This is a genomic window from Amycolatopsis coloradensis (assembly GCF_037997115.1).
Lineage (GTDB): Bacteria > Actinomycetota > Actinomycetes > Mycobacteriales > Pseudonocardiaceae > Amycolatopsis > Amycolatopsis coloradensis_A.
The window spans coordinates 4,203,609-4,229,377 of record NZ_CP150484.1 but is presented as its reverse complement, the minus strand read 5'-3'; the positions used below and the strand labels follow the sequence as shown (position 1 = coordinate 4,229,377).

At 70.3% G+C, this 25,769-nt stretch carries 27 protein-coding genes and 2 riboswitches; of the genes, 15 read left to right on the top strand and 12 right to left on the bottom strand.

Annotated features, from left to right (window positions below):
• Positions 1-88: 88 nt before the first annotated feature.
• A riboswitch (cobalamin riboswitch) is annotated at positions 89-156 on the bottom strand.
• Positions 157-268: 112 nt separating this feature from the next.
• A riboswitch (cobalamin riboswitch) is annotated at positions 269-395 on the top strand.
• 32 nt (positions 396-427) lie between these two features.
• Positions 428-1,432: a prenyltransferase/squalene oxidase repeat-containing protein gene (locus LCL61_RS19850; RefSeq protein ID WP_340688222.1), complete on the top strand. Its 1,005-nt coding sequence runs from the start codon at positions 428-430 to the stop codon at positions 1,430-1,432.
• Positions 1,433-1,624: 192 nt separating this feature from the next.
• On the opposite strand, the gene LCL61_RS19845 is transcribed toward LCL61_RS19850, so the two are convergent.
• Positions 1,625-3,991 (bottom strand): LuxR family transcriptional regulator, encoded by a 2,367-nt coding sequence (locus LCL61_RS19845; protein WP_340688221.1) that lies wholly within the window; start codon positions 3,989-3,991, stop codon positions 1,625-1,627.
• A gap of 48 nt (positions 3,992-4,039) precedes the next feature.
• On the bottom strand, positions 4,040-4,636 hold the full coding sequence (locus LCL61_RS19840) for a QsdR family transcriptional regulator (RefSeq protein ID WP_340688220.1): 597 nt from the start codon (positions 4,634-4,636) through the stop codon (positions 4,040-4,042).
• A 140-nt stretch (positions 4,637-4,776) separates the two neighbouring features.
• On the opposite strand from LCL61_RS19840, the gene LCL61_RS19835 reads away from it, so the two are divergent.
• From LCL61_RS19835 to LCL61_RS19810, 6 genes are read left to right on the top strand one after another with little or no spacing between them, the layout of a single operon-like run.
• On the top strand, positions 4,777-5,634 hold the full coding sequence (locus tag LCL61_RS19835; RefSeq protein ID WP_340688219.1) for an alpha/beta hydrolase family protein: 858 nt from the start codon (positions 4,777-4,779) through the stop codon (positions 5,632-5,634).
• 59 nt (positions 5,635-5,693) lie between these two features.
• Positions 5,694-6,464 carry an ABC transporter ATP-binding protein gene (locus tag LCL61_RS19830; protein ID WP_340688218.1) on the top strand — a complete coding sequence of 257 codons (771 nt, stop codon included), beginning with the start codon at positions 5,694-5,696 and terminating at the stop codon, positions 6,462-6,464.
• Positions 6,451-7,155: an ABC transporter ATP-binding protein gene (locus LCL61_RS19825; protein WP_340688217.1), complete on the top strand. Its 705-nt coding sequence runs from the start codon at positions 6,451-6,453 to the stop codon at positions 7,153-7,155. Before LCL61_RS19830 ends, LCL61_RS19825 begins: the two co-directional genes overlap by 14 nt.
• Before the next feature lie 11 nt (positions 7,156-7,166).
• Positions 7,167-8,045, top strand: coding sequence for a branched-chain amino acid ABC transporter permease (locus LCL61_RS19820; RefSeq protein WP_340688216.1), 879 nt, complete (start codon positions 7,167-7,169; stop codon positions 8,043-8,045).
• A 1-nt stretch (position 8,046) separates the two neighbouring features.
• Positions 8,047-9,048, top strand: coding sequence for a branched-chain amino acid ABC transporter permease (locus LCL61_RS19815; RefSeq protein WP_340688215.1), 1,002 nt, complete (start codon positions 8,047-8,049; stop codon positions 9,046-9,048).
• Positions 9,045-10,352, top strand: coding sequence for an ABC transporter substrate-binding protein (locus tag LCL61_RS19810; protein WP_340688214.1), 1,308 nt, complete (start codon positions 9,045-9,047; stop codon positions 10,350-10,352). The genes LCL61_RS19815 and LCL61_RS19810 overlap by 4 nt, the downstream gene beginning before the upstream one ends.
• Position 10,353: 1 nt before the next feature.
• On the opposite strand, the gene fahA is transcribed toward LCL61_RS19810, so the two are convergent.
• The 3 genes from fahA to LCL61_RS19795 all read right to left on the bottom strand — a co-directional run bounded on the left by fahA (position 10,354) and on the right by LCL61_RS19795 (position 13,061).
• On the bottom strand, positions 10,354-11,529 hold the full coding sequence (fahA, locus tag LCL61_RS19805) for a fumarylacetoacetase (protein ID WP_340688213.1): 1,176 nt from the start codon (positions 11,527-11,529) through the stop codon (positions 10,354-10,356).
• Positions 11,526-12,368, bottom strand: a complete 843-nt coding sequence (locus LCL61_RS19800) for a hypothetical protein (RefSeq protein WP_340688212.1) — start codon at positions 12,366-12,368, stop codon at positions 11,526-11,528. The genes fahA and LCL61_RS19800 overlap by 4 nt, the downstream gene beginning before the upstream one ends.
• 159 nt (positions 12,369-12,527) lie before the next feature.
• Positions 12,528-13,061: a MarR family winged helix-turn-helix transcriptional regulator gene (locus tag LCL61_RS19795; protein WP_340688211.1), complete on the bottom strand. Its 534-nt coding sequence runs from the start codon at positions 13,059-13,061 to the stop codon at positions 12,528-12,530.
• A gap of 769 nt (positions 13,062-13,830) precedes the next feature.
• Here LCL61_RS19795 and LCL61_RS19790 point away from each other — a divergent pair.
• The 3 genes from LCL61_RS19790 to LCL61_RS19780 are packed head-to-tail and all read left to right on the top strand — an operon-like array spanning position 13,831 to position 16,429.
• Positions 13,831-14,445, top strand: a complete 615-nt coding sequence (locus LCL61_RS19790) for an urea carboxylase-associated family protein (protein ID WP_340688210.1) — start codon at positions 13,831-13,833, stop codon at positions 14,443-14,445.
• Positions 14,442-15,563, top strand: coding sequence for an NADH:flavin oxidoreductase (locus tag LCL61_RS19785; protein WP_340688209.1), 1,122 nt, complete (start codon positions 14,442-14,444; stop codon positions 15,561-15,563). The genes LCL61_RS19790 and LCL61_RS19785 overlap by 4 nt, the downstream gene beginning before the upstream one ends.
• On the top strand, positions 15,560-16,429 hold the full coding sequence (locus LCL61_RS19780) for a polysaccharide deacetylase (protein WP_340688208.1): 870 nt from the start codon (positions 15,560-15,562) through the stop codon (positions 16,427-16,429). The genes LCL61_RS19785 and LCL61_RS19780 overlap by 4 nt, the downstream gene beginning before the upstream one ends.
• Here LCL61_RS19780 and LCL61_RS19775 read toward each other — a convergent pair.
• Positions 16,417-17,976, bottom strand: coding sequence for a helix-turn-helix domain-containing protein (locus LCL61_RS19775; RefSeq protein WP_340688207.1), 1,560 nt, complete (start codon positions 17,974-17,976; stop codon positions 16,417-16,419). The two genes, LCL61_RS19780 and LCL61_RS19775, sit on opposite strands and share 13 nt — an antisense overlap.
• Before the next feature lie 117 nt (positions 17,977-18,093).
• Between LCL61_RS19775 and LCL61_RS19770 the strand changes: the two genes are divergently transcribed.
• From LCL61_RS19770 to LCL61_RS19760, 3 genes are read left to right on the top strand one after another with little or no spacing between them, the layout of a single operon-like run.
• Complete coding sequence (locus LCL61_RS19770; protein WP_340688206.1) at positions 18,094-19,302, top strand: serine/threonine-protein kinase; 1,209 nt, start codon at positions 18,094-18,096, stop codon at positions 19,300-19,302.
• A gap of 56 nt (positions 19,303-19,358) precedes the next feature.
• The gene (locus LCL61_RS19765; RefSeq protein WP_340688205.1) at positions 19,359-19,985 is read left to right on the top strand and encodes a ClpP family protease; all 627 of its coding nucleotides are present in this window, start codon (positions 19,359-19,361) and stop codon (positions 19,983-19,985) included.
• Positions 19,982-20,572 (top strand): ClpP family protease, encoded by a 591-nt coding sequence (locus LCL61_RS19760; protein ID WP_340688204.1) that lies wholly within the window; start codon positions 19,982-19,984, stop codon positions 20,570-20,572. Before LCL61_RS19765 ends, LCL61_RS19760 begins: the two co-directional genes overlap by 4 nt.
• Here the strand turns inward: LCL61_RS19760 and LCL61_RS19755 are convergent.
• Positions 20,569-20,901 (bottom strand): helix-turn-helix domain-containing protein, encoded by a 333-nt coding sequence (locus tag LCL61_RS19755; protein WP_125682088.1) that lies wholly within the window; start codon positions 20,899-20,901, stop codon positions 20,569-20,571. The genes LCL61_RS19760 and LCL61_RS19755 overlap by 4 nt on opposite strands.
• Positions 20,902-20,946: 45 nt before the next feature.
• Positions 20,947-21,891, bottom strand: a complete 945-nt coding sequence (locus LCL61_RS19750; RefSeq protein WP_340688203.1) for a GlxA family transcriptional regulator — start codon at positions 21,889-21,891, stop codon at positions 20,947-20,949.
• Between the two features lie 71 nt (positions 21,892-21,962).
• On the opposite strand from LCL61_RS19750, the gene LCL61_RS19745 reads away from it, so the two are divergent.
• The gene (locus tag LCL61_RS19745) at positions 21,963-22,298 is read left to right on the top strand and encodes a cupin domain-containing protein (protein WP_340688202.1); all 336 of its coding nucleotides are present in this window, start codon (positions 21,963-21,965) and stop codon (positions 22,296-22,298) included.
• Here the strand turns inward: LCL61_RS19745 and LCL61_RS19740 are convergent.
• The 4 genes from LCL61_RS19740 to LCL61_RS19725 form a co-directional block, all read right to left on the bottom strand.
• Entirely contained in the window at positions 22,283-22,792 is a 510-nt protein-coding gene (locus LCL61_RS19740; protein WP_340688201.1) for a dienelactone hydrolase family protein, read from the bottom strand. The two genes, LCL61_RS19745 and LCL61_RS19740, sit on opposite strands and share 16 nt — an antisense overlap.
• Entirely contained in the window at positions 22,789-23,448 is a 660-nt protein-coding gene (locus LCL61_RS19735) for a pentapeptide repeat-containing protein (RefSeq protein WP_340688200.1), read from the bottom strand. Before LCL61_RS19735 ends, LCL61_RS19740 begins: the two co-directional genes overlap by 4 nt.
• A gap of 166 nt (positions 23,449-23,614) precedes the next feature.
• Positions 23,615-23,791 carry a CsbD family protein gene (locus tag LCL61_RS19730; RefSeq protein ID WP_340688199.1) on the bottom strand — a complete coding sequence of 59 codons (177 nt, stop codon included), beginning with the start codon at positions 23,789-23,791 and terminating at the stop codon, positions 23,615-23,617.
• Between the two features lie 180 nt (positions 23,792-23,971).
• Positions 23,972-25,243 (bottom strand): MFS transporter, encoded by a 1,272-nt coding sequence (locus LCL61_RS19725; RefSeq protein ID WP_340688198.1) that lies wholly within the window; start codon positions 25,241-25,243, stop codon positions 23,972-23,974.
• Between the two features lie 89 nt (positions 25,244-25,332).
• Between LCL61_RS19725 and LCL61_RS19720 the strand changes: the two genes are divergently transcribed.
• Entirely contained in the window at positions 25,333-25,740 is a 408-nt protein-coding gene (locus tag LCL61_RS19720; RefSeq protein WP_340688197.1) for a helix-turn-helix transcriptional regulator, read from the top strand.
• Positions 25,741-25,769: the final 29 nt, after the last annotated feature.

Sequence of the window (25,769 nt, the reverse complement as noted above, 5' to 3'; positions counted from 1 at the left end):
ACTCCTCCTTGCGGCAGACGGAGGACAGGCGCGAGACGCCGCGGTCACCCCTGTTTATCGCGACAGTGGTTCGTTCATCCGCCCGTTCGGTATCCCGGCTCGCCCTGGTGAAGGGCCCACGGTTGCGCGACAGCGCCGGATTTCGACCGGCTTCCCCGTCACGGGCGGCGGTGTGCAGTTGTCGAGCCGATCGAGGTTAACACTCGATCACCTCCGGCAGGCACCGCTGACCAGGTCGGTCACCAGGATCACATCGAAACCCGCGCCCTGGCGGTACTCTTCGGTTCGTCCGATTCAGCGCGGTCGTGGGGGAAGTCCGGTGAGAGTCCGGCGCTGTCCCGCAACGGTGTGCCCTCCAGGCGAGCCCGGTCACCCACGTCGCGCGGTGTCACCGACTCCTGTCGTGGAAATGCGGGAAAGGGTTCTCATGAGACGTTTGGTTTTCGCTGTCGCCCTGCTGTGCGGCATCGGGCTGGTCGCCGCTCCGGCGGCGGCCGCGGCCACCCACGACAAGGCGGACGCCGCCGCGGGCTGGCTCGCGAGGCAGCTGGCCGACGGGGAAAGGTTCGAGGCCGACTTCGGCGGCCAGAAGTTCCCCGACCAGGGTTTGACGATCGACGCGATCTTCGCGTTCGCCGCGGCCGGGGTGTCGGACACGAACGCGGACAAGGCGATCACCTGGCTGGCGAAACCGGAGATCACCACGGGCTACGTCGGCAGCGGCACCGAGGCGTACGCGGGCGCGCACGCCAAACTGCTGCTCGCCGCGCAGGTCCGCGGCAAGGACCCGGCGTCGTTCGGCGGCGTCGACCTGAAGGCGGGCCTGCTCTCGCTGCTCACGCCGTCCGGCCGGTTCTCCGACCGCTCCGAATACGGCGACTACTCCAACGCCCTCTCGCAGTCACTCGCCTTGCTGGCGCTGGACCGCACCGGCGACGTCCCGGCGCAGGCCGTGACGTTCCTCGCGGGCACCCAGTGCCCCGACGGCGGTTTCCCGCTGAACTTCGGCGAAGCGACGTGCACGAGCGACGTCGACGCGACCGCGACGGTCGTGCAAGCCTTGCGCGCCACCGGTGACCCGGTGAACGCCGGGGAGGGCACCTCCTGGCTGGTCACCAAGCAGCACCCGAACGGCGGCTTCGGTTTCTCCACCAACGCGCCGAACGCGAACAGCACCGGCCTCGCCGCGCAGGCGCTGGCCGGGCACCGCCCCGCCGCCGCCGTCAAGGCACGGGAATTCCTGCGGTCACTGCAGACCGGGTGCGCCGGCGCCGAGGCGGACCGCGGCGCGATCGCCTACGACGCCACGGGCCTGAACCCGTCGACCGCCCCGCGCGCGACCGCGCAGGCGATCCTCGGCCTGGCCAGGGTTCCGCTGAGCGACCTGCACGGCGGTGGGCGTCCGCAGGCCCCGGTCCTCGCCTGCCCGTGACCGACTGGACGACACACGTGATTGGCTGGACGACTCGCGTGATTGGATGGACGACACGACCGTGGCCGGGGCTCCGCCGCGAGTCGTCCGCCCAATCACGCGTGTCGTCCAGCCAATCACGCGAGTCGTCCATCCCAACACGCGTGTCGTCCATCCAGTCACGCGAAGCCGACGCCCCACCCACGAGGCAGTTCATTCGCCGGCGGCGACGCGGCGCGCGAGTTCCACCCGGGACCGCACACCCAATGCCGTGAAGATGTTCCGCAGGTGGTGATCCACCGTGCGATGGCTGATCACCAGCCGGCGTGCGATCTCCTTGTTCGTCTCCCCCGCCGCCACCAGGCGGGTGATGGCGTCCTGCTGCGGTGTGAGGCCGGCGAGCGATCGGTGCGGCGAGTCGACGGTCTCGCCGGTCGCTCGCAGCCCGGCCCTTGCCCGTTCGGCGAACCGGGTCGCGCCGACGTTTTCGAAGCCCCGCAAGGCATCGCGGAACTGGTCGCGGGCGTCCCGGGTCCGCCGATGCCGTCGCAGCAAAGTGGCGTAGGCGAACCGGGTCCTGGCGAGTTCCATCGCGCCGCCCGCCCGCCGGTGCGCCTCGATGGCCAGGACGAAACGCCGTTCCGCCACACCGGGATCCGGCGCGGTCAGCGCGTGACAGCGGTGGCTCAGCGCGAGCCAGCAGGGTTCCGCGCCCGCGAGGGTCCAGCGGTCGAACACCTCCAGCGCGGCCAGTGCGCGTTCGGGCCGCCCGGCACAGACGGCCGCCTCGACGAGTTGCGGAGTGGCCAGCACCCGGATCACCGGCTGGTCGCCGGAGACGCCCGAAGCGAGATCTTCGAGCCTGCTCAACGCGTCGTCGGGCCGGTCTTCGGCCAGGTCCAGGCAGGCGTTCGCCCACGCGGCGACCGCGGCGGGCCTGCCTAGACCGCGTTCGGCGATGCCTTCGGCCGCCTCGTCCAGCTCCGGTACGCGGTCACCGAGCAGTGCGGCGGCCAGTCCCAGCAGCGTCAGATGCTCCATCCGCAGGTTGTGCGGTGCCCGCAGGCCGTCGCGGGACGCCGCCCGCGCACAGGGGATGCGGTCGAGCGCGATGGCCGAGAGCGACAGATAGATCAGTGCCCACGGCAGTTCCGCGTGGCGTTTGCCGAGCCGCGCGCGGCTCACGGCCGCGGCCGCGTATTCGTGCGCCCGTTCGGCATGCCCGCGGGCGAAGGCCGCTTCGGCGGCCCAGACGGCCCCTGCGACGTCCGAGCCGGCCATCCCCTTGGCGACAGCGTCCTTCAGCGGAGTGACGGCGTCCTCGTGACGTCCGGCGTAAACCGAGGTCAGACCGTGGAAATGCGCGGAGACCAGCCCGTCGCCCGCCGGGACCGCCCGGGCGAGAGCCCGGTAGCCGCTCAGGTCACCACCGAGCCTGCGCGCCTCACCCGCCAGCAGGAGCGCGCCCGCCGGATCGGGCAGCAGTTCCGCCGCTGCGCCCAGTTCGTGGGTGGCGACGGCGGGATCGCCGTCACGCAGCTCGATCTCCCCGTGCAGCAACGCCACCGCGCCCGGTTCAGTGTCCACTCTGGACAGCAGCAGCCGTGCCCACCCAGGTCTGCCCGCCTGCCAGGCCGCGTCCGCCGCGGCCAGCAGCCGGGTCGCCCGCGTGGCCGGATCGGCGGTCAGGGCGGCGGCGCGTTCGAGCTGCCGGGCCGCGGCCGCGTGATCCACCGCCGGTGCCGCGGCGAGCGCGTCCGCGAGCGGCTCGGACGGCGTGGCCGCCGCCATCGCGCGATGCCAGAGCGCGTCGGGCCCCTCCTCGGCGGAGGCCAGCCGCGCGTGCGCCGCCCTGCGGTCGGCCGGGGACGCCGCCGCGTACCAGGTCGCCTTCCTCGCGGTGAAGTCCATGCAGGTGGCGAGAAAACGGAGACGTTCGTCGAGCCGCATCGCGTCGAGCTCGGCCGCGTAGCGAGGCAGACGCTCCCGCAGGATCGGCGAAACCGGCTCCCGCCCGGCCGCCTGAGCGGGTGTCAGCGAAGCCGCCAGCGCTACGAGGTCGGCCGGGTTCCCGTCACCCAGTTCGACCAGCTGCGGGCGCACCCCGGCGGGCACGCCGCGGTCACGCAGCACCTGATCGGCGGCGGAAACGGGCAACGGCGGCAGCTCGACGGAATCGAATTCGTCGGATCCAGATCGCGAGGCGAGCACCATCCCGACCGGCGCTCCCGCCAGTCGCCTGGCGGCGAAACCCAGCGCCGCCAAGGACTCCGGATCGACCCAGTGCGCGTCGTCGACCCAGCAGATCGTCGGCGCCGAAACAGCTCCGAGCCGGTCTCGTGCCTCCGCGCCGCCGGAGACCGGCGCGCCGAACATCCGCTGCAGGGCGCCGTAGGGCAGCTCGCTTTCCGCTCGCAGGCCCCGCACACCGACGAGGCGGACGCCGAGGGTGGCGCGCAGCTCGGTGAGCAGGGCCGATTTGCCCAGGCCTTCCGCACCGCGGACCAGCACGGCACGCCCGGCGACCGACCTCAGCCCGCCGAAGAGGTCGTCCCTCCCCCGCAGCGGGTACACAGGCATCGGCGCCTCCTCGAGATCCCTCTCGATGAAACACCAGGCGCAAGTGTTTCACAAGGTCCTGCTCGGCACCCGTCCTTCCACGAGCGCTCCGAGCAGTGTCGACGCCGCTTCGAGATCGGGGGTCCGGGAGGCGAGGACGTCCGAGTACAGGAACGCCTCCCCAAGCCGCACGATCGCGTAACACAGGCTGTCCAGGCTGACCGCGGGCACGAAGCCGCCGTCCTCGACGTCGCGGCGAAGGAGCTCGACGTGTGCCGCGATCACTCGCGGCTGGACGCGGCCGTCCGGATCGGTCAGCAGCCTGATCGCCAGCACCGGCTCGTCGTCGAGGAAGCGCCGGAACCCGGCACTCGCCGCCAGCACGGACCGGTACTCGCGCATGATCGAAAGACAGCGCAGTTCACCGGCCGCGTTGCGCACCACGTCGCCCTCTTCGCGCTCCCAGGTGCGCGCGGCGGCCGTCAGGGTGCGCTCGGACAGGTAGTAGAGGGCATCACCGAGCAGGTCTTCCCGGTTGCCGACACGGCGGAACAGCGTGCTGCGCGAGATGCCCAGTTCCTGGGCGAAGGCGGAGGTGTCGACGCGGACGCCGCGATCGATCCACCGCGCCGCGGTGCGGACTATGTCCTCGGCTGAGGGGTTCACGATCGCCGATCGTACGGGCGACCGGCCCGGCGGGAACGGTCGCGGATCAAGACTGGCGATTTCACCGATGCAGCCCCCTCCGGGCGTTTGCCACAGTCCATCACCACGGACCGTGTTCAACGGCGAACGGAGACGGCACCATGCGTAGTACGACCCGGATCCTTTGTGGACTGGCCACCGTCGCGGCACTCACTGTCGCCCCCGCGGCCTACGCCGCCGAGAACCCCTACGAACGAGGACCCGACCCGACGGAAAGCAGCATCGAAGCCTCTCGCGGCTCGTTCGCGGTATCCCAGACTTCCGTGTCGAGCCTGGCCGTCACCGGCTTCGGCGGCGGAACCATCTACTACCCCACCAGCACCGCGCAGGGCACGTTCGGCGCGGTCGCCATCTCGCCGGGGTTCACCGCGACCCAGTCGAGTATCGCGTGGATGGGCCCGCGGCTGGCGTCGCAGGGCTTCGTGGTGTTCACGATCGACACCAACACGATCTACGACCAGCCCGACAGCCGCGGTGACCAGCTGCTGGCCGCGCTCGACTACCTGACCCAGCGCAGCACCGTCCGGTCCCGCATCGACACCACCCGGCTCGCGGTGGCGGGCCACTCGATGGGCGGCGGCGGTTCGCTCGAAGCCGCGCAGGACCGGCCCTCGCTGCAGGCCGCGGTACCGCTCGCGCCGTGGAACACGCAGAAGTCGTGGTCCTCGCTGAGGGTGCCGACGTTCGTCATCGGCGGCGAGTCCGACTCCGTCGCGCCGGTGGCGTCGCACTCGATCCCGTTCTACACCAGCATTCCCGCTTCGGCGGAGAAGGCATACATGGAGCTGGACAACGCGAGCCACTTCTTCCCGAACACGGCGAACACGACCATGGCCAAGTACACGATCTCGTGGCTGAAGCGGTTCGTGGACAACGACACCCGCTACGAGCAGTTCCTCTGCCCCGCCCCGGACGACCGCACGATCAGCGACTACCGGGACACATGTCCGCACGCCTGAGCGTCACCGGCCCCGGCGCGCCCGCGCCGGGGCCTCCTCTCTCCGTTGGGAGTTCTTGCGTGACCCTGTCGACCTTCGAGCTGTCCGGCGTGTCGGTGACCTTCGGTGGTCTCGTCGCCTTGTCGGACGTCTCCCTGACCGTCGCTCCGGGCCGGGTGCTCGGGGTGATCGGCCCGAACGGGGCGGGCAAGACCACGCTCTTCAACGTGGCGTGCGGTTTCGTCCGCCCGGACACCGGCACGCTGACCTGGCGCGGCACGGAACTACGGCGGCTGCGCCCGCATCACCTCACCGGCCTCGGGATCGCCCGAAGCCTGCAGGAACTCGGCCTGTTCGACCGGATGACCGTGCTGGAGAACGTCCTCGCGGGGGCGGGCAGGCACGCGAAATCCGGCTTCTGGTCCTCGTTTCTGGGGTGGACGAAGGACGAGAAGGCGCTGACCGAGCGCGCGATGATTCAACTGGAGGCCTTCGACATCGCCGACGTCGCCCAGCGCTATCCCGCGAGCCTTCCTTACCCGCTGAAGAAGCGCGTCGCTCTGGCGCGAGCGCTGGTGAGCGAACCCGACCTGCTGCTGCTCGACGAACCGGCGGGCGGCCTGTCGTCGGCCGAGATCAACGAGGTCGGCGCGCTCGTCCGCGGCCTGACCGAGCGCATGTCGGTGATGCTCGTCGAGCACCACATGGATCTGGTGATGGGCGTCTGCGACGAGATCGTGGTGCTGGACTTCGGGAGGGTCATCGCCCGCGGTACCCCGGACGAGGTCCGCGCGGATCCGGCGGTCCAGGCGGCCTACCTCGGTGAGGAGGTGGCCGGTGCTGACGGTTGAGAATCTTTCGGCGAACTACGGCCCGGTGCGCGCGCTCGATTCCGTGAACCTTTCGGCCGCGGAAGGCGAGATCACCGCGGTGCTCGGCGCGAACGGCGCGGGCAAGACCACCTTGTTGCGCACCATTTCGGGACTGGTGACGCCGGCGGGCGGCAGCGTCTCGCTCGCCGGCCGGGACCTGAGCCGCGTGTCCACAGAGGACCTTCCGGTGCTCGGGCTCGCGCACGTCCCCGAGGGCCGCGGCGTGCTGGCCGAACTGACCGTCGAGGAGAACCTGCGGCTCGGCGCACTCGGGGCACGCGGCCGCGCGACGACGGCCGATCTCCGCCGGATCTACGACCTCTTCCCGGCGCTGGCCGACCGCAAGAACGGTCTCGCGCACGTCCTTTCCGGTGGAGAGCGGCAAATGCTGGTCATCGGCCGCGCGCTGCTCTCCCGGCCGAAGGTGCTGCTGCTCGACGAACCCTCCTTGGGTCTCGCGCCCAGGATCGTGGCACGGATCTTCGGGCTGCTGCGCGGTCTCGTCCACGACGAAGGCCTGGCCGTCGTGCTGGTCGAGCAGAACGCCCGCAGCGCGCTGTCCATCGCCGACCACGGTGTCGTGCTCAACCTCGGGCGGGTCGTCGTCCGGCGGGACGCGGCCGCGCTCGTCGCGGACGACGCGCTCCGGCACGCCTACCTCGGATTCTGAAAGGGAGCTTCGTGCAGCAACTGCTCACCACCGCACTCACCGGCCTGACGCTGGGCGCGGTCTACGCCGCGTTCGCACTGGCACTCGTGCTGATCTGGCGGGCGACGCGGATCGTGAACTTCGCGCAAGCGCCGATGGCGATGATCACCACCTACGTCGCGCTCGTCCTGATCGACGCGGGCTGGTCGTACTGGGCGGGTTTCGCCGTCGCCCTGCTTTCGGGCCTGGTGCTCGGCGCGCTGGTGGAACGGTTCGTGATCCGGTTCGTCTCGGGGAAACCCGAGATCAACGCCGTCATCCTGACCCTGGGGCTGTTCATCGTGCTGCACGCGCTGGCGGCGCTGGTGTTCGGCTCGCGGTACCGGTCGTTCCCGGCGCCGTTCGGGCTCACCGGGTTCCGGCTCGGCGACACGACGATCGCGCTGACCGGGTTCGGCGTGTTCACCATCGCCGCCGTCGGGGTGGTGCTGATCGGGCTCGTGCTGTTGTTCCGCGGTACCGATCTGGGCTTGCGGATGCGGGCCGCGGCCTTCGACCGGGAGGTGGCCCGCCTGCTCGGCGTGCGGGTCGGGCGGATGCTCACCCTGGGCTGGGCGCTGGCGGCGCTCGCCGGTTCGCTGTCCGGTCTGCTGATCGCCGGCGGCGGTCTCGTCCATCCGTCCTATATGGACGGTGTGGTGGTGTACGGTTTCGTCGCCGCGGTGCTCGGCGGCCTGGACAGCCCGGTCGGCGCGGTCGTCGGCGGCGTCGTCCTCGGCCTGTCGCTGAGTTTGGTGAGCGGCTATGTCGGCTCGGAACTCGTACCGCTCGCCGCGCTGGCGCTGCTCATGGTGGTGCTGCTCCTGAAGCCCGGTGGCCTGTTCGCGAGCGTCCGTGAACGGAGGGTCTGACGTGCCTCGCCGTTCTCTGCTGAGCGCGCTCGCCGCGCTGCTCGTCGTCGTGCTGGTCCTGGAGAACTCCGGGCCGTTCCTCACCTCGCAGCTCACCACGATGGCGTACTTCGCGATCGCGGCGGGCGGCCTGACCGTCTTGACCGGTCTCAACGGGCAGCTGTCGCTCGGGCACGGCGCCTTGATGGCCGTCGGCGCGTACTCGACGGCGCTCCTGCTGAAATCGGAATTCCTTCCGCTGCCGGTGATCCTGGTGCTGGCGATGGTGATCACGCTGGCCGTCGGGGCACTCGTGGGCGTCGCCGCGGCCAGGCTGCACGGGCCGTATCTCGCCGGGGCGACACTCGCGCTCGCCGTCGCCGTCCCCGGGATCCCGTTGTTCTTCGGCGAAGCGCTCGGCGGCGAACAAGGCTTGCCCGTGCGCATGCCGGAAATCCCCGTCTGGCTGGCGGACGCCGCGTACTTCGTCACCGGCAAGGAACTCACGTCGATCCGTTATCTCGCCTATCTTTCGTGGCTCGCGGTGATCATCGTGTTCGTGCTGCTGGCGAACCTGTCCCGTGGCCGCGTCGGACGCGACTGGCGGGCGGTCCGCGACGAGGACGTGGCCGCCGAACTCGCCGGGATCGACCTCGGTCGCACGCGGGTGCGGGCGTTCGTCGTCAGCTCGGGGTGCGCGGGGCTGGCCGGTGCGCTGATGGCGCTGTCGGCGCGGCTGGCGGCGCCGAGCGGGTTCGCGCTGACGTTGTCGCTGCTGCTGGTTTCCGCGGTGGTGCTCGGCGGTCTCGGGAGCCTGACCGGAGCGCTCGCCGGCGCCGCGCTGCTGACCTTTCTGCCGCCGCTGGTGACCGGCGCGGGAACGGATCTCGGCCTGTCCGACGTGCAGGCCGCGCATCTGGCGCCGTTGATCTACGGCCTGGTCACCGTCCTGATCGTGCTGCTCGCGCCCGCCGGTCTCGCCGGTGGGCTGCGGAAACTCATCCACCGGAGGAGAACTTCATGAAACGCTGGACCAAGGCCGTGGCCGTCTTCCTGGCCGTCACGGTCACCGCCGCCTGCGGAGCGGGCGGCAGACCCGATGGCGAGCAGAAGGGCTCGACGGTCGGCGTCACCGACACGATCATCAAGATCGGCGCGCATTTCCCGTTGACCGGCGTCGCCGCGCCGGGCTACAGCGAGATCCCGAGCGGTCATCAGGCCTACTACGACTACGTGAACGCGAACGGCGGCGTCAACGGCCGCAAGATCGAGTTCGTGGTGAAGGACGACGGCTACAACCCGACCACCACGAGCGCGGTCACCGACGAACTGGTGCTCAGGGAGGAGATCTTCGCGATGGTCGGCGGCCTCGGCACGCCCACGCACAGCGCCGTCGTCGACTTCCTGAACAACTCCAAGGTGCCGGACCTGTTCGTGTCCTCGGGTTCGCTGCGTTGGGGCGACGATCCGAAGAAGGCGCCGTTCACCTTCGGCTGGCAGCCGGACTACGAGATCGAGGGCAAGATCATCGGCGACTGGGTTCGGAAGAACATGCCGAACGCCAAGGTCGGCCTGTTCCTCCAGGACGACGACTTCGGCCGCGACGGCGAGAAGGGTGTCCGGCGTTACCTCGGGCAGCAGATCGTGGAGGTCGCGAAATACTCGCCCGGCAACACCGACATCGCGCCGCAGATCGCGAAACTCAAGGCCGCGGGCGTGGATCTGGTGCTGGGCTTCACCGTTCCGTCGTACACCGCGCTTTCCCAGCTGGCGTCGCTGAAGATCGGGTTCAAGCCGAAGTGGGTCTACAGCAACGTCGGCTCCGATCCCGCGCTCGTCGGTTCGCTGCTCGCGCGGTTCTCCGAAGGCAAGGTCACCAACGGCGCGTCGCTCATCGACGGCGTGGTCACCACCGAGTACCTGCCGGGTGTCGACGCGCCGGACAACGCGTGGACGAAGCTGTGGCAGAGCGTCTGGAAGGCACACGGCAAGGGCGGCGACCTGACGAACTACCGCATTTACGGGATGGCGCAGGCGTACACGTTCGTCCAGGCGTTGCGGGCGGCCGGAAAGGACCTGACGCGCGAGCACCTCGTCGAGGTGATCCAGCAGTCCGGGAAGACGTTCGAGGGACCGGGTCTGGCGCCGTTCCGGTACACCGGAGACAGCCACCTCGGCATCTCCGGGATGTCGGTGGTCGAACTCAAGGGAGGCGTCGGCAAGGATCTGACACCGGTACTGGTGACCGACCTCGGCGAAGCACCCATCAAGGCGGACGACTCCGCCGCGAACGACGGGCCGCCGCCCAACGGGATTCCCGGTAGCTGAGTCACAGGGCAGGCAGGACGCGTCCCCGCACCTCGCCGAACCCGATCCGCGAGCCGTTCGCGCCGGGCGCGGTGCCGGTGATCACGACCTCGTCGCCGTCCAGCAGGAAGGTGCGCTCCTCTCCCTTGACCGTGAGCGGTTCCTTGCCGCCCCAGGACAATTCGAGGAACGCGCCGCGCTGGTGCTTCTCCGGTCCGGAGATCGTGCCGGAGCCGTACAGGTCGCCCGTGCGCGAGGAGGCGCCGTTGACCGTCAGGTGCGCGAGCATCTGGGCGGGCGACCAGTACATCTCGCGGAACGGCGGGCGGCTGACCTCCTCGCCGTTCCATTCGATGACGAGGTCGATGTCGAGCCCCCACGCGTCGCTTTCCCGCAGGTACGGCAGCGGCTCCGGGTCCGTCTGGCCGGGCAGCGGGATCCGCGCGGCCTCCAGCGCCAGGATCGGCACGACCCAAGGAGAGATCGACGTCGCGAAGCTCTTGCCGAGGTGCGGGCCCAGCGGGACGTATTCCCACGCCTGGATGTCGCGGGCCGACCAGTCGTTGAGCAGGACCGCGCCGAAAACGTGGCGGGGGAAGGAATCCGGGGTGATCGGGGTGTTCAGCGGGGTTCCGGTGCCGACGATGAAGCCCATCTCGGCCTCGATGTCCAGCCGCGTGCTCGGCCCGAACACCGGCGCCGCTTCGGCCGGGGCCTTGCGCTGACCGCTCGGGCGCACGATGTCCGTACCGGAGACCAGGACGGTGCCGGACCGCCCGTGGTAGCCGACCGGGAGGTGCTTCCAGTTGGGCAGCAACGGTTCCGCGTCGGGGCGGAAGAGCCTGCCGACGTTCGAGGCGTGGTGTTCGGAGGCGTAGAAGTCGACGTAGTCCGCGACCTCGATCGGCAGGTGCAGGGTCACCCGTTCGACGGGGTGGACCGCGCCGTCGGGGACCTCGCCGGTGACCAGGTCGCGGATCCGCTCCCGGACCGCCACCCAGCGGTCGTATCCCTGCGCCATGAACGGGTTCAGGGTCGGCGCGGCGAACACGTCGTCGCCGAGCGCCGCGGCCAGGTCGAGAACGGAGTCGCCGACGCGCACGCCGACGCGCGGGGAATCGCTGTCGACGGAGAACACGCCGTACGGCAGGTTGTCGATCCCGAACAGCGAGCCTGCGGGGATGTCGATCGTGGTCATGCCTCTCCTCGGGGCGCCTCGAGCAGGCCGAGTCCGGCCAGTTCGGTCAGGGGGTCGGTGATGCTGCAGGTGCCGAACGACGTGAAAGCCGCGCGGAGGGCGGTGACGCGATCCGCGTGCAGCTCCCGCAGCCGTCCGGCGATGACAGCGCCGTCTCGTTCGGCGAGAACGGCTTCGGCGTCGCCATCGGTGAGGACGGCGTCGGTGGCGAGCATCAGGTTGAGGAAGCCGTGCTGTTCGAAGCCGGTCTCGGGATCGGTGTTGCGAAGGGCGTGGTGCAACCCGGCGGTGGCCTTGAACGGAACGCCCGCCCCGGCGGCTGCCCGCACCGACGCGGCGAGCTCCGCTTCGCCGGGGTACAGGTCGGCCCGGACGCCACCGGTGCGGAACTTCGCGTGGTGACCGGTGCCGGAAAGGGCGGTCAGCAGCGGGACACGTCGCTCGTCGCGCGGGATCTCGACGAAGACCGGTGCGGTGGCACGGGAAAGCGCGGCGAGCACCTCGTCCGGGCCCATCCCGTCCGGGACGGCGATCTCAAGCGCGTCGAGTTTCACCGGGAGCTTCTCCACGGCGTCGAGTACGCCGTCGAGCTGCGCGGGCCCGCCGGGCAGGGTCACCGAGACCGGCAGCGGGGCCGCCCGGTCTCCCAGCACTTCGGCGAGGTCGCCGAGCGCGGTGGCGGCGATGACGAGCGGGCCGACGAGGCCGGCGTACCAGGCGGAGACGTGCTCGTCGTGCGCCGCGACGGCGTCCGGTAGCGGGGCCAGCCCGGGCGGGAACACCGCGGCGTCGTCGCACAGCCCGGCGAAGAGCGCGGGAATCCGTCCGCCGTCCACCATGGTCTCCTCCTGGCCGATTTAGTTCACGCTTTTACTATCCATCGGGCAGCGTAGTCCGGTCTTCCGGGCGACGGGAAGGTGCTGAAGGGGACTTTCCCCGCATGCGACGCGGTGAAGGGCGCTTTCCTCCCGTGACATGCGGGGAAAGCGTCCTTCGGCCTACTTGCGGCTCCGGGTGCCGAACTCGGCGCGACTCGTGATCAGCTTGCCCAGCAGCATGACGAGGATGCGCTGTTCGGTCTCGGTCAGCGCGTTCGTCCAGCCGAATTCGCGCTCGTTGTGCTCGCGGAACACCGAGACCATCTCCTCGTGCCCCGCCTCGGTCAGCGACAACTGCACCGAACGGCCGTCCCGTTCGTCCGGGACGCGGTGGAGCATCCCCTCCGCGACCAGCGTCTTGACCAGATTCGACACCGCCGCCCGACTCATCCCGGTCAGCCGGGCCGCGCTGGTCGGTTCGAGCGGCCCGGCGAGCCAGACCACGAACAGCAGCCGGAACGCCGACCACGACCGCCCGCGCGGCCGGTGCACCGCGGCTTCGAGATCGTAAGTCACCAGGTCGGAGGCACGATTCAGGGTCAGCAGGACCTCGGTCGCCAGCTGGTGCCGGAAGCCGTACTCATGCGCGAGCCGCCGGTTCGCCAGCGCCACGAACGACCAGAAGTCCAGTCCGGCCGCGTCCACGTCTTCCATCGCCGAACACTAACCCCGCACCGTGAAAATGGTCAAAATCGAAAGTATCAAAGCGTAGTCGACCAGTGACTCAGCATCGGTACAGCTGGTCGTGAGCGGCGATTGGGGTCAGGGCCAAGAGCGTCTTGGGTGCCTGCTGGATTTGGCTGCGGCTGATCGTGGGTCAGGTAGTGAAGGCCTCCTTGCCTACCCTGAAGGTAGTGAAGGAGGCCTTNCCATGGGTTGTGCGAACACCTGCAGCAGCTGCACCCACAGGAAGTTGTCGCGGATCCAGGCCACGTCCAGGTGCGAGCCCAGCCAGCAGGCCAGGGCCAGCATCGCCAGGCCTGTGGCCTGCACCCAGCGGCAGTCCACCGCGCGGATGTTCAGCAGCGCCGCCACCAGCGGCAGCGCGATCACCTGCGGCAACGCCACCCACAGCAGCATCGGTGCGGTCTGCAACGGCCGGTAGCCCTGCACGCTGGCCAGGAAACCGGACGGGATGGAGATCACCGCCAGCAGCACGAACAGCACGCCGCCCAGCGTCACCAGCGAGTAGCTGAGATTGCGGTTGGCCAGCAGCTGCAGCTTGAAGAACGGCAAGGGGTGGAACCATTCATTGATCATGAACAGCACCATCAGGCCGGCACCGCCACCGATCATCAGCGTGATCATCGGCGAGTCGAACCAGTTCATACCGACGCACTCCTGGAGACTCCTCCAGTCATGCTGCTCGATCATGGAGACTCCTCCATGGCGAGCCATCGGCCCGCCCCTGTTTGCTGGTGGCATGAGCAGAACGGAAGTGTCACCGGGGACCGCCAAGGCCGTCCGGGTAACCGCGGGGGATCTGGTGCGGGTGATCGACGTCGACGGCGGTCAGGTCGGCGACGTGTTCGCGTTCGCAGGCAACGGGACCGAGCTGTCCGAGCACCACAGCGCGGCGCACACCCGCGCCGGGATCGACAGGTTGTTCCCCGCCGTCGGCGAGTCCTTCGTGACCGACCTGCGCCGCCCGATCCTGACGCTGATCGACGACACCTCACCCGGCGAGCACGACATGCTCATCCCGGCGTGCGACCCAGCCCGGTACGCGGCGCTGGGCGCTCCGGGCCACCGGTCCTGCGCCGCGAACCTGCGTGAGGCGCTGGCGGACGAAGGCCTCGGCTTCACGGGCCCGACGCCGCAGCCGATCAACGTCTTCATGCGCGTCCCGGTCGGCGAGGGCGGGCGGCTGACGTGGCTGACCGCGAACTCGCGTCCCGGCGACGCGGTGACCCTGCGCGCCGAGATGGACTGCGTCGTCGTGGTCTCCGCCTGCCCGCAGGATCTGGTGCGCATCAGCGACGCCGGACTCTCCCCGCTCGCCATCGAAACCGTCCACAATGGAGGAACCCGGTCATGACGACCACCGTCGAACACCCCGCGCTGGCGCCGATCGCACTCGGCGGCCTCACCCTGCGCAACCGCTACGCCGTCGCCCCGATGTCCCGCGTCTCGGCCGGCCCCGACGGCACCCCGACCGGCGAGATGGCCGACTACTACGCCGAATTCGCCCGCGGCGGCTTCGGGCTCGTATTCAGCGAGGGCACCTACCCCGACACCGCGGCCAGCCAGGGCTACCTCAACCAGCCGGGCCTCGCGCGGGACGAGCACGTCGCGGGCTGGCGAGTCGTCACCGCCGGAGTCCGCGCGGCGGGTGGCCGGATGATCGCCCAGCTCATGCATGCCGGGGCGATCTCCCAGGGCAATCCGCACCAGGACCACACCGTCGCTCCTTCGGCCGTCCAGCCGCGAGGGGAGATGATGCGCGCGTACGGCGGCTCCGGGCCGTGGCCGGTCCCCCGCGAACTCACCACCGCCGAGATCGACGACGTCGTCGACGGTTTCGCTGCCGCGGCCGTGCGGGCCCGTCAGGCCGGGTTCGACGGCGTCGAGGTGCACGCGGCGAACGGGTACCTCCTCGACCAGTTCCTCACCGACTACACCAATCGGCGCACCGACTCCTACGGCGGACCGGTCGCGAACCGGATCCGGCTGACCGCCCGCGTCGTGACCGCCGTCGCGGAGTCGGTGCCGGAACTGGTGACCGGGGTGCGGCTGTCGCAGACGAAGGTCAACGATTTCACCTACCGCTGGCCCGGGGGCCGCGACGACGCCGAGGTGATCTTCGCCGCGGTCGCCGAGGCCGGCGCGCAGTACCTCCACATCGCCAGCGAGGGCCGGAACTGGCTCGAGACGGCGAAGCTGGCCGACGGCGGCACCATCACCGCCCTCGCCCGGCAGGTCACCGGGCTGCCGGTGATCGCCAACGGCGGGATGCACGACCTCACGCAGGCGCAGGAGGTGCTCACCGGCGGGCACGCGGACCTGCTCTCACTCGGGCACGGCGCGCTGGCCAACCCCGATCTGCCCGCCCGCGTCGCCGCGGCGGAACCCCTGGCCGAATTCGACCGGGCGATGGTCTCCCCGACGGTCACGGTGGCGAACGCGCGCCGCTGGCGGGAGAGTCGGCAAGCGTGACGGAACCCAGCTGGCACGGCGGCGCGGCCGCGGTGGCGACCCTGACCTTCGACGTGGACGCGGAGTCCCCGATCCTCGCGCGAGGACGGGGCTACGCCGGTCACCTCTCGACCATGTCCCATCAGGCGTACGGACCCCGGGTCGGGGTGCCGCGCATCCTCGACCTGCTCGACGAACTCGCCGTGCCCGCGACGTTCTTCGTGCCGGGCTGGGTCGCCGAACAGCGACCCGGCCTCGCCGCCACGATCGTGGAACGCGGGCACGAGGTGGCCCACCACTCCTACAGCCACCGTCCGCCGACCACGATGACCGCCGCCGAGCAACGCGCCGATTTCGAGCGGGGCATGGCGGTCTTCGCGGCACAAGGCATCGAGATCAGCGGACATCGCGCGGCGGGCTGGGAGTCCACTTGGGACACTCCGGCACTGGTGGCCGAGCACGGGCTGAGCTACGACTCCTCGCTGATGGCCGACGACCGGCCGTACCTGATCGACACCGGGGCCGGCCGGATCGCGGAGCTGCCGGTGCACTGGTCGCTCGACGACTGGGAGCAGTACGCGTTCCTTCCCGCGCCGCAAGTGGGCTCGGTGATCACGTCCCCGGTGCGGGTGCTGGAGATGTGGCGCGCGGAGCTGGACGCGATGCGCCGCTACCGATGCCTGTTCAACCTGTGCCTGCACCCGTTCCTTTCGGGCAGGCCGGGACGGCTCGCGGCGGTGCGCTCGCTCATCGAGTTCGGGCTCGGCCTCGGCGACGTCCGGTTCGCCCGGTGCCGAGACGTGGCCACCGCGGCGCTGGCCGACCCCGCCTTACCCGCGGAACCCTTGCGGCGCCTCGAAATCGACCCGGCGGTCTACCCGGACTGAGCCGCCTCCAGCGCCAGGAACAGGTCGACCCGGTCCGCGGTCCGGCCGACGTCGCGGCCGGTCAGCTCGGTGACCTTGGCCAGCCGGTTGCGCAACGTGTTGACGTGCACGTACAGCGCCGCGGCGGTGGCCGCCCACTGGCCGTCGTGGTCGAGGAACGCCCGCAGGGTCGTCTCCAGGTCGCCGTCGCGGACGCGGTCGTGCTCGCGCAGCGGGCCGAGCAGGGCGTCGGCGAAGGTCTGCCGCCACTGCTCGTCGTGCGACTCCAGCAGCAGGCGATAGCTGCCCAGCTCCGCGAAACTCGCCGCGACCGGGCCGCTACGCCTGCCCCTGAGCGCGCGGCAGGCTTCGCGGCTGCGTGACAGCGGCACCCGCAGTTCGGCCGCGCCGGGCACGGGATCGGCGAGCCCGACGACCACGCGCCCTCCGGCGAGGCGGTGCGACACCGCCGCCGCCAGCCGGGGCGCGAAGGCGGCGGGCGACTGCCGTCCCGAACGGAACGGCAGCACCGCGACGACGTCCTGGCTGCCCGCCGCCACGACCGCGGGCAGCCCGTCCGCGAGCAGGAAGTCCGTCACGGCCTCCGCCATCCCCGGCGGGGTCGCGGCGTCGTCACCGGCGAACGCCAGCGCGATCACCGCCAGCGGCCCGTCCGGGTCGACGCCGAAGGCACGCAGCCTGCCGGGCACCTCCGCGGCGCGCTGCGCGCCGGACAGCACCATGTCCAGCAGTTCGACGGCGAACCGCATCTCGATCGCCTGCACCGCCTGATGCCGGGCCACCTCCAGGCTGAGGTAGCGGGCGGTCTGCTCCAGCGCGTCCCGCTCCTCGCGCGTCAGGTCGGCCACGGGCCGCAGGCACAGCAGCGCGGCGTCCGCGTCGCCGATCGCGCCCACCGGGAACAACGCCGCCCGCGTCCCCGCGCCGAGATCCGCCTCCAACCGCGGTGGATGCCCGGCCAGCGCCTCCGCCGCGGCGCGCGACTGCCCGGCGTCCAGCCCGGCACCGGCCGACGCGAGTTCCCGGCCCATCCGGTCCACGACGGCCAGCGGAAGCTCGTGCTCACGACGGAGGACCGCGAGCACCCCGGACGCGCCCGCGCCTCGCGACAGCGCCGACGTCAGCTCGTCCCCTCGGCGTACCAGCGACAGCAAAGCGTTCTGCCGGTCCGTGGCCTGGATCGCCGCCGCGGCACGGGTGACCGCCGTGAACGGCACCGCCACCGAGATCTCCAGCAGGGGCAACCCGGCTTTCCGGCAGGCGTCGGCGAGCTCCGGAGGAGTGTCGCGTTGCTCCACCCGCAGGCCGAAGATGATCCCCGCCGCTCCGGCGCCGGCCACTCGCGCGACGAACTCCGCCGGCTCGACGCGGTCCAGCCACAGGCCGTTGGTCAGCACGACCTCGTGTTCGCGCACGTACGGCCCGGGGTCGGGAAGCTCGGTGTTGTGCACCCACAGCACCTGTTCGGCCAGTGCCCCGTCGCGGCCGGGGACGACCACCCGCAGTTCGAGAGCCGGGTCGTCGGCCAGGGCCGCCAAGGTCAGCATGACTGTGAATATATCCAGCCGGGTACGACCTTTATGGATGAACGGCCATTTCATCGCTTTGTCATGAACGCTGGTTAGCGTCCCTCGAAGACCCTTCAGGATTCGAGGAGAACCACTGTGACGGCAGTTTCCCGCACGATCGCCGAGCGCTACACCCTGCTCGAGGAGCTGGGTCGCGACGGGAAGGCCGTGCTGTGGCGTGGCGAGGACGGGCCGGACGGCCGCCAGGTCGCGATCAAGGAACTGCCGCTTCCCACTCCCGAGCCCGCCCTCGTGGAGCGGCTCCGGCGCGAAGCCCGTGTCGCGGTGGATCACCCGGCGGTGGTGCCCGTCCACGACGTCGTGGTGGCGGACGGGGCGGCGTTCATCGTGATGGACCCGGTGGAAGCACGGACCTTGGAGGAGCTGGCCTCATCGGGTCCGATGCACCCGCGGTTCGTGGCCGAAATCGGCGGAAAGGTGCTCGACACGCTCGCCGCCGCGCATACGGCGGGCGTCGTGCACGGGGACGTGCGGCCCGCGAACATCCTGGTGGCTCCCGACGGCACGGTGAAACTGACCGGTTTCGGGATCGCCAAGGTCCTCGACCCGGCAGGCACCCCCGCGTTCCTCGCCCCCGAAACGATCGCGGGGCACGAAGCCACTCCCCACTCCGATCTCTGGTCGCTCGGCGTGACCCTGCTCAGCGCGAGCGAAGGCGGGAACTACTTCCAGCGGGCGAACGTCGCGGCCACGCTGTACGCCGTCGTCAACGAGCAGCCGCCCTTCACCCGGACGACCGTGCCGCTCGCGGACGTCCTCCGCGGGCTGCTGGCGAAAGCACCGCAGGCGCGCATGCTGCCGGATCACGCGCTCCCGCTGCTGACCCAGGCCGCGAGCGGGGTCGAAACCCCCGTGCCGAGGCCGCCTTCCGCCGGGCTCAGCATGCCTTCGGTGCCCGCGATCCTGGCCGGCGTGGCGAGCATGCTCTTCGGTTTCTACGTCCTCGTCGTCGCGATGATGATCCACCGTGCGTACTACCTGTTCGACCTGCTCTGGCCGCCGCTGCTGCTCGCCCGCGTCGGCATCGTGCTCGCGGGCGCGCTGTGGGTGGCGGGTGGCGGTCTCCTGTTCGCCAGGGTCCGCCATGGGCAGGTCATGCTCAGCGCCGCCGGCGGGCTGACGCTGATCACCGTGCTGATGCTGAACGCGGTCGACGACGAACGGGAGTACTTCGGCCTCGCCGTGCAACCGGGCCTCACCCTCGACATCCTCGCCCTCGTCTTCACCGTCCTCCTGATCATCACCGTCTGGTTCGTCCCTGCCCGGCGCCCTGCTGTGGGCTGATCCGCTCACAGCGGAGAAACCGGCGGACGGCCGGGCCCCGGCGGCATGGTCGGGGCATGACCGACTACGAGAAACAGCCACTCTTCGACCAACGGCTCCGGGAACGGTTCTTCAGCCAGCGTGTACTGGTCCTCGACGGCGCGCTCGACGACGACAACGGCACGGTCCTCACCACCCAGCTCCTGTCACTGGCGAGCGAGGACCCGCGCAAGGACATCGCGTTGTGGATCCATTCGCCGGGCGGTTCGGTCCCCTCGATGCTGGCCATCCGCGACGTGATGCGGCTCGTACCGTGCGACGTCGCCACCCTCGCGCTGGGACTCGCGTGCAGTGCCGGGCAGTTCCTGCTTTCCGCGGGCACCCCGGGCAAACGGTTCGCCCTGCCGCACGCCCGGATCCTGATGCACCAGGGTTCGGCGGGCATCGGCGGTTCGGCCGTCGAGGTGGAGGTGCAGGCGGACGACCTGCGCTACACGCGGGACACGGTGCTCGGCCTCATCGCCGACGACACCGGGCAGCCCATCGACCGGATCTTCGCCGACTCGCTCCACGATCGCTGGTTCACCACCGAGCAGGCGCGCGAATACGGCTTCATCGACCACATCGTCGAGAGCCTCGACCAGGTCGTCCCCGTCCGCACGCACAAACTCGGCCTCGGCACGGAAAGGGGTGCGGGCGCGTGAGCACCTACACCATCCCCAACGTCATCTCCCGCAGTCCCGCCGGCGAGCGGATCATGGACGTCTACTCGCATCTGCTGTCGGAGCGGATCATCTACCTCGGCACCGCGATCGACTCCGGGGTCGCCAACGCGCTGATCACCCAGCTGCTGTACCTGGAGGCGGACAACCCCGAGCAGGAGATCAACCTCTACATCAACACCGAGGGCGGCGACCCGTCGGCGATGCTCGCGTTGTACGACACCATGCGCTTCATCAAGGCGCCGGTGGCCACGACCTGTGTCGGCCAGGCCGTCGCGGCGGGCGCGATCCTGCTGGCCGCGGGCGAGGCGGGGCGCCGGTTCGTGCTGCCCCACACCCGGGTGGTGCTGCACCAGCCCGCCGCGCAGGGCCGCGGCACCATCCCGGACCTCATCCTCCAGGCCGACGAGGTCGTGCGGGTGCGGACGCAGCTTGAGGAAATCCTTTCCGCGCACACCGGCCGCGCCGTCTCCGATCTCCGGCACGACACCGACCGGGACCGCGTGTTCGACGCGGCGGGCGCGGTCGCGTACGGGCTCGCGGACCGCGTTCTCGACGAGCGAGCTTAGGCGGCCATGAGCACGGGCCCTCGCGGACGGCGGCCGACCGCGAGACCCGTGCTGCCGCCACGGCTGATCGTGCCCGCGATACCGAAGAGCAGATCCGCCAGGTCGATCCCGAGCGCGCCGGTGACCGCGGCGATCATCTCGCTGGACGGTTCCTTGCGGCCGCGTTCGATCTCGGACAGGTACTGCGGCGAGATCCCGGCGCGTTCCGCGACGTCGACGAGGCGGCCGCCCTGGTCCTCCCTCGCGGCGCGCAGGCTCTTGCCCAGCACGTCACGCCACAGCGGCTCCGGTTCGGGACGCTTCTGGTGGAAAGGGAGGATGTCCGCCATACGATCATCGTGACATTCCGCCAGGGCGCGCGTGCGCCGTTCCGCTCAAGGCGAAACCGAGCCCCGGAAGGCGCGCCGGTACGCGCCCGGCGTCGTGCCCACCTGATCGCGGAAACGCCGCCGGAGGTTCACGGCCGACGTCAACCCGACTCGGGTCGCGATCACCTCCACCGGCAAGCCGGTCTCCTCCAGCAGGGTGCGCGCCTCGGTCACGCGCCGCGTCAGCAGCCATGCCCCCGGTGTGGTCCCCAACTGGTCGGCGAAACGCCGGGCGAGCGTGCGGGGCGAGACATTCAGGTGCGCGGCCAGATCGCCCACCGACAACGGTGTCCCGAGGCGTTCGCCCGCCCACTCGAGGAGGCCGTCCAGTTCGTCGCCGGGCGGCGGGGCCGGGACGAACTGCGCCTGACCACCGTCGCGGTGCGGCGGCATCACCATGTGCCGGGCGACGAGGGCGGCGTGCGCGGCCCCGTGGTCACGCCGGACGAGGTGCAGGCAGAGATCGATTCCCGCGCCCGCCCCGGCACTCGTGGCGACGTCGCCGTGGTCCACGTAGAGCACATCCGGTTCCACGCGTACCCGCGGGAACTCTTCCCGCAGCTGGGAAGCACGCGCCCAGTGCGTGGTCGCCGCCCTGCCGTCCAGCAGTCCGGTGCGGGCCAGCGCGAAAACGCCGGAGCAGATCGTGACGAGCCGCGCTCCCCTGGCGTGCGCGCGCAGGAGCGCCCTGCGCACGGGGGCCGTCAAGGGTGCCTCCACCGGCGACCAGCCGGGGATGAGCACCGTGTCGGCGCCGGCCAGCGCGGACAGGCCCCGGGTCACGGACATCGCGTACCCGGCCGTGGTGGGCACCGGGCCGGGTTTCTCCGTGCAGACGTCGAATTCGTAGTACCGCGGCACCCCCGGGCGCTCCGTGCCGAAGACCTCGGCGGCGATCCCGAGTTCGAAGGTCGACTGCACGGGCCGCACCAGTGCCATCACGCGATGCATGGCAGGAAAGTACCCCATGGTGTCTTCCCTGACACTGTCCGGCGGCAGGGCGATCGCGGCACGATGAAGTCATGCACCCCGAGATCCTCGCCCAAGAGGGCTACACTTCCGTCCCCGTCAAGGAATCCCCGGTTCGCGAACTGTTCCCGGGGATCCGGCTTCGTCCACTGTGGACAGGAACCGACGGCGCGCACGCCAACGTGCTGGAAATGGATCCCGGCACCTCATGGCCGCACCGCGACGTCCACGAACCGGGCCCCGAAGAGGTGTTCGTCGTCTCCGGCACCTTCAACGACGGTGCGCGCGACTATCCGGCAGGGACCTTCCTGCACGCTCCGGCCGGTTCGTGGCACGTGCCCGCGTCGGCGACCGGGTGCACGCTCTTCCTCTTCTACCCGGAGGGCTGAATCTCCAGGAACTCCAGAACCCGTTGCCAGGTCAGGGTCGCCGCCCCTTCGTGGTGGTCGGCCAGACTGCTGTCGGTGTAGAAGTGGCCCGCTCCGGGGTACGTGAACACTCGCGCGTCGGCGCCGGAGCGGGTCGCCGCGTCGAGCCAGCCGGGGAGCGCGGCCGGTGGCGCGAAGTCGTCCGGGTCGGCCGCGTGAAGCTGGATCGACAGCCCCTGGCGGACTTTCGCGGGTATGTCGGCGATGGCGTGGAGCAGCAGGGCACCGGCGGTGGCGGGACGGTGCGGGAGCAGGCCGGCGGCCACGACGGCACCCATCGACATCCCGGCCAGCACGGTGTCGTCGGGCAGTTCACTGGCGGCGTCGAGCGCGCGGGTGGCGACGGTGGACCACCCGATCCGGTCCTTCAGCGCGAAACCGCGCAGCCGCTCCGCCGCGTCCAGCTCCGCCTGCCGTAACCCCAGCACCGAGTGGAACAGCACGACGTGGGTCATCCGACGACCGACAATCCACTCTCGGTCGCCAGGATCCCCGCGACCGAGACGGCTTGTTCGCCGGTGATCTTCGCGCCGCGCAGGGTCACCAACCCACGGACACCGGACAATCGCGAGCCGCGGAGATCGCAGTCCAGCGCGCCGGTCGCGGCGAATTCCGTTTCCGTGAACTCACAGTCCACAAAGGTCAGCCGGGACAGGTCGCCGGAGAACACCGTCTCCCGGAACGAACAGCCGGAGAACACGACCGAACCCTTCACGCGCTCGACCGTCACCGACGCGTAGTCGAACCGCGCGTTCTCGACGTAGAGATCGACGGCCGACGTGATCGCCACCCCCAGCCCGATCGCCCGGCAGCGAAGGATTTCGACCCGGCGCGCGGTCAGCTCGCGGATCGCCGCGTTCGACAGGTCGACCCCTTCGAGGATCACGTCGGAGAGCGCCAACCTGTCGAGACGCGCGTTCGCCAGGCTCACGTCGGAGACGAGGGAATGCGCGATCTCGCCGCCGCCACGGACTCCGTCCTGGTCGCCGCCGTCGAGACGGACCGAGTCGAAGTCGAACTCGCCCCGGAAGACGGCGGGTTCGCTGTCAAGGCCGTCGCCTTCGACGGAAGGGCGCCGCACCTTGATGCCGTCGAAATCCCGGAAGTCCATGATCCGGACCGTACCGCAGCACCGGCGCGTGAAGGCCCCCTTCCCTTCGCTGAGCCGAGGGAAAGAGGCCTTCNAGCTGGACCATCGGGCGCAGGTCCGGCGGGATCACCCCTTCCCTTCGCTGAGCCGAGGGAAGGGGGCCTTCACGCGCTGGGCAGCCCGTAGGTCAGTCCCGGACACCCTTTACGGCGTCCTTGATCTTCTCGCCGGCCTGCTTGACGTTGGCCTTACCCTGCTCGGTCTTGCCTTCGGCCTGCCACTGCTCGTTGTCCGTGGCGTCCCCGGCGGCTTCCTTGGCCTTGCCTTTGAGCTCTTCGACCTTGTTCTCGGCCTTGTCGTTCATCAGGGCCTCCCTTCGTTGTCGGCCGCCTCCGGATACCCCGCTTCCGCCTCCGGAAACGGCGGATCCGCTGTTCACCGGCCGTTCGCGACGGCCCCGGTAGGGGCGAACCGCTCCGCGGAGCGCGATGACCCGCTCACCGAGGCCGGGTCCGGATTGCCTGGTAGGTCGTTATACGTACTTTCAGCCCTTTTCGCCGCAGGGCGGTACGGCATCGGATCCGAGTGCGACGCGTCCGCCTTCCCGAATCCTCCGCAAAGGGTTCACGAGGACGAATACCGCGCCACAGCAGATGATCCCGGCCGACAGCACCAGTCCGGGCAGCGTGCCGAAGACCGTGCCGACGAAGCCGGCGGCAAGGCCACCCAGGGTTCCGGTGCCGAAGACAACGGAGAGCGCGGTCCCGTTGACCCTGCCCATCAGTTCCGGTGGCGTGATGCGCTGAACCAGGCTGAGCACGTGGATGTTGAAGACCGAGTCGGCGAAACCGATGAGGAACTGGCTCACGATCAGCGTGGTCAACGCGGCTTCGTTTCCACCGATCGGCAACAGCAGGAAGCCCGATCCGGTCAGCAGGATGGAGGTGGCCAGCGTCCGGCCGAGGGTGATCCTGCGGGCGATCGCGCCGGACGACACCGCACCGAAGATCAGGCCGACCGTACCGATCGCGAACGCGAGACCGACGGCCCCCGGGCTCAGCTTTCCGTCCCCGTAGGCGAAGACCAGTACTAGGGCGTTCCCCGTCGCCACGCCGAGATTCACCGTCGTGCTCGCGAACATCAGATTGCGCAGCCGGGCGTCCGACAACAGCACCGCCAGGCCCTCCCTGGCCTCTCTCAACGCCGATCGCGGCCTCCCGGCCCTCGCCGGGGGCGGCTCGCGGTGGCGCATCAGCGTCAGTGTCAGCAACGAAGCGAGAAAGGACAGGGCGTCGGCCAGGATCGCCGGCGCGGTGCCGAGGATCTGCATCAGCCCGCCCGCGGCGCCCGCACCGCCGACCTCGGCGACCGCGCGAGAGGTTTGCAGCCGTTCGTTCCCCGCCACGATGCCCTCAGGTCCGGCGAGTACCGGCAGATAGGATTGGACGGCGATTTCGAAGAAGACCGTCAGGACGCCGACCACGCCGGCGACCACGAACAATTGGGCGAGGGTGAGAACGTCGAGCAGGTAGGCGACCGGGATCGACCCCATCGCCACCAACCTGCCGGCGTCGGCCCCGATCATGGTCTCGCGAAGCGGCAGCCGGTCGACCCACACCCCCGCCAGGGTGCCGATCAGCACGAACGGCAGAAATCTCAGCGCGGCCAGCAGTCCGACGTCCCATGCGGTCCCGCCGAGCCCGAGCAAGGCGGCGGTCGGCAACGCGATCCGCGAAACCTTGTCGCCGAACGCGCTGATCGTCTGGCCGATCCACAGGCGCCGGAAGTCGCCGGGGAACGAGAAAGAGGAAGGCATCGAAATCCGATCACTGGAAGGAAAATCGAGCCTAAGATCCAATAGACGTCAAAGCCGGGTCGGTTATTCGAAGTCGAGGAGAGCGGGAAATGCCCCAGCGGCCGGTCGGTTCCGGGGGAATCGCGGGAATGATCCAGCTGCACCAGGCAGCGCCCCTGATCGAGCGACAGCACGCGATCATCGAGCTCCTGCGGGTGCGGGCGCCGCGCCGGGTGACGGGCGCGAGGCTCGCGGAGGGCACCGGGGTGAGCCTGCGGACCGTGGAACGCGACATCGCCCGTCTGCGCGAAGCGGGCGTTCCCATCACCATTCACCGCGGGCCGCGCGGCGGCTACGGCATCGACGCACGACCCGTGCTGCCGCCGATCTCTCTGACGCCGGGCGAAGCCTCGGCGCTCATAGCCTCCTTGGTCGCCGTCGGTCCGTACACCTCGGCGGTGGCGCAGTCCGCGCTGGGCAAGATCCTCCAAGCGCTCACCGGAAATGACCTCCGGTAACGAGTGAACGGCCATCCCCCGATCGTGGC

Coding starts and splice junctions, on each gene's coding strand:
- LCL61_RS19850 (WP_340688222.1), top strand. CDS start 428: ATGAGACGTTTGGTTTTCGCTGTCGCCCTGCTGTGCGGCATCGGGCTG.
- LCL61_RS19845 (WP_340688221.1), bottom strand. CDS start 3,991: ATGCCTGTGTACCCGCTGCGGGGGAGGGACGACCTCTTCGGCGGGCTG.
- LCL61_RS19835 (WP_340688219.1), top strand. CDS start 4,777: ATGCGTAGTACGACCCGGATCCTTTGTGGACTGGCCACCGTCGCGGCA.
- LCL61_RS19810 (WP_340688214.1), top strand. CDS start 9,045: ATGAAACGCTGGACCAAGGCCGTGGCCGTCTTCCTGGCCGTCACGGTC.
- fahA (WP_340688213.1), bottom strand. CDS start 11,529: ATGACCACGATCGACATCCCCGCAGGCTCGCTGTTCGGGATCGACAAC.
- LCL61_RS19800 (WP_340688212.1), bottom strand. CDS start 12,368: ATGGTGGACGGCGGACGGATTCCCGCGCTCTTCGCCGGGCTGTGCGAC.
- LCL61_RS19795 (WP_340688211.1), bottom strand. CDS start 13,061: ATGGAAGACGTGGACGCGGCCGGACTGGACTTCTGGTCGTTCGTGGCG.
- LCL61_RS19790 (WP_340688210.1), top strand. CDS start 13,831: ATGAGCAGAACGGAAGTGTCACCGGGGACCGCCAAGGCCGTCCGGGTA.
- LCL61_RS19785 (WP_340688209.1), top strand. CDS start 14,442: ATGACGACCACCGTCGAACACCCCGCGCTGGCGCCGATCGCACTCGGC.
- LCL61_RS19775 (WP_340688207.1), bottom strand. CDS start 17,976: ATGCTGACCTTGGCGGCCCTGGCCGACGACCCGGCTCTCGAACTGCGG.
- LCL61_RS19765 (WP_340688205.1), top strand. CDS start 19,359: ATGACCGACTACGAGAAACAGCCACTCTTCGACCAACGGCTCCGGGAA.
- LCL61_RS19755 (WP_125682088.1), bottom strand. CDS start 20,901: ATGGCGGACATCCTCCCTTTCCACCAGAAGCGTCCCGAACCGGAGCCG.
- LCL61_RS19750 (WP_340688203.1), bottom strand. CDS start 21,891: ATGCATCGCGTGATGGCACTGGTGCGGCCCGTGCAGTCGACCTTCGAA.
- LCL61_RS19745 (WP_340688202.1), top strand. CDS start 21,963: ATGCACCCCGAGATCCTCGCCCAAGAGGGCTACACTTCCGTCCCCGTC.
- LCL61_RS19740 (WP_340688201.1), bottom strand. CDS start 22,792: ATGACCCACGTCGTGCTGTTCCACTCGGTGCTGGGGTTACGGCAGGCG.
- LCL61_RS19735 (WP_340688200.1), bottom strand. CDS start 23,448: ATGGACTTCCGGGATTTCGACGGCATCAAGGTGCGGCGCCCTTCCGTC.
- LCL61_RS19730 (WP_340688199.1), bottom strand. CDS start 23,791: ATGAACGACAAGGCCGAGAACAAGGTCGAAGAGCTCAAAGGCAAGGCC.
- LCL61_RS19725 (WP_340688198.1), bottom strand. CDS start 25,243: ATGCCTTCCTCTTTCTCGTTCCCCGGCGACTTCCGGCGCCTGTGGATC.
- LCL61_RS19720 (WP_340688197.1), top strand. CDS start 25,333: ATGCCCCAGCGGCCGGTCGGTTCCGGGGGAATCGCGGGAATGATCCAG.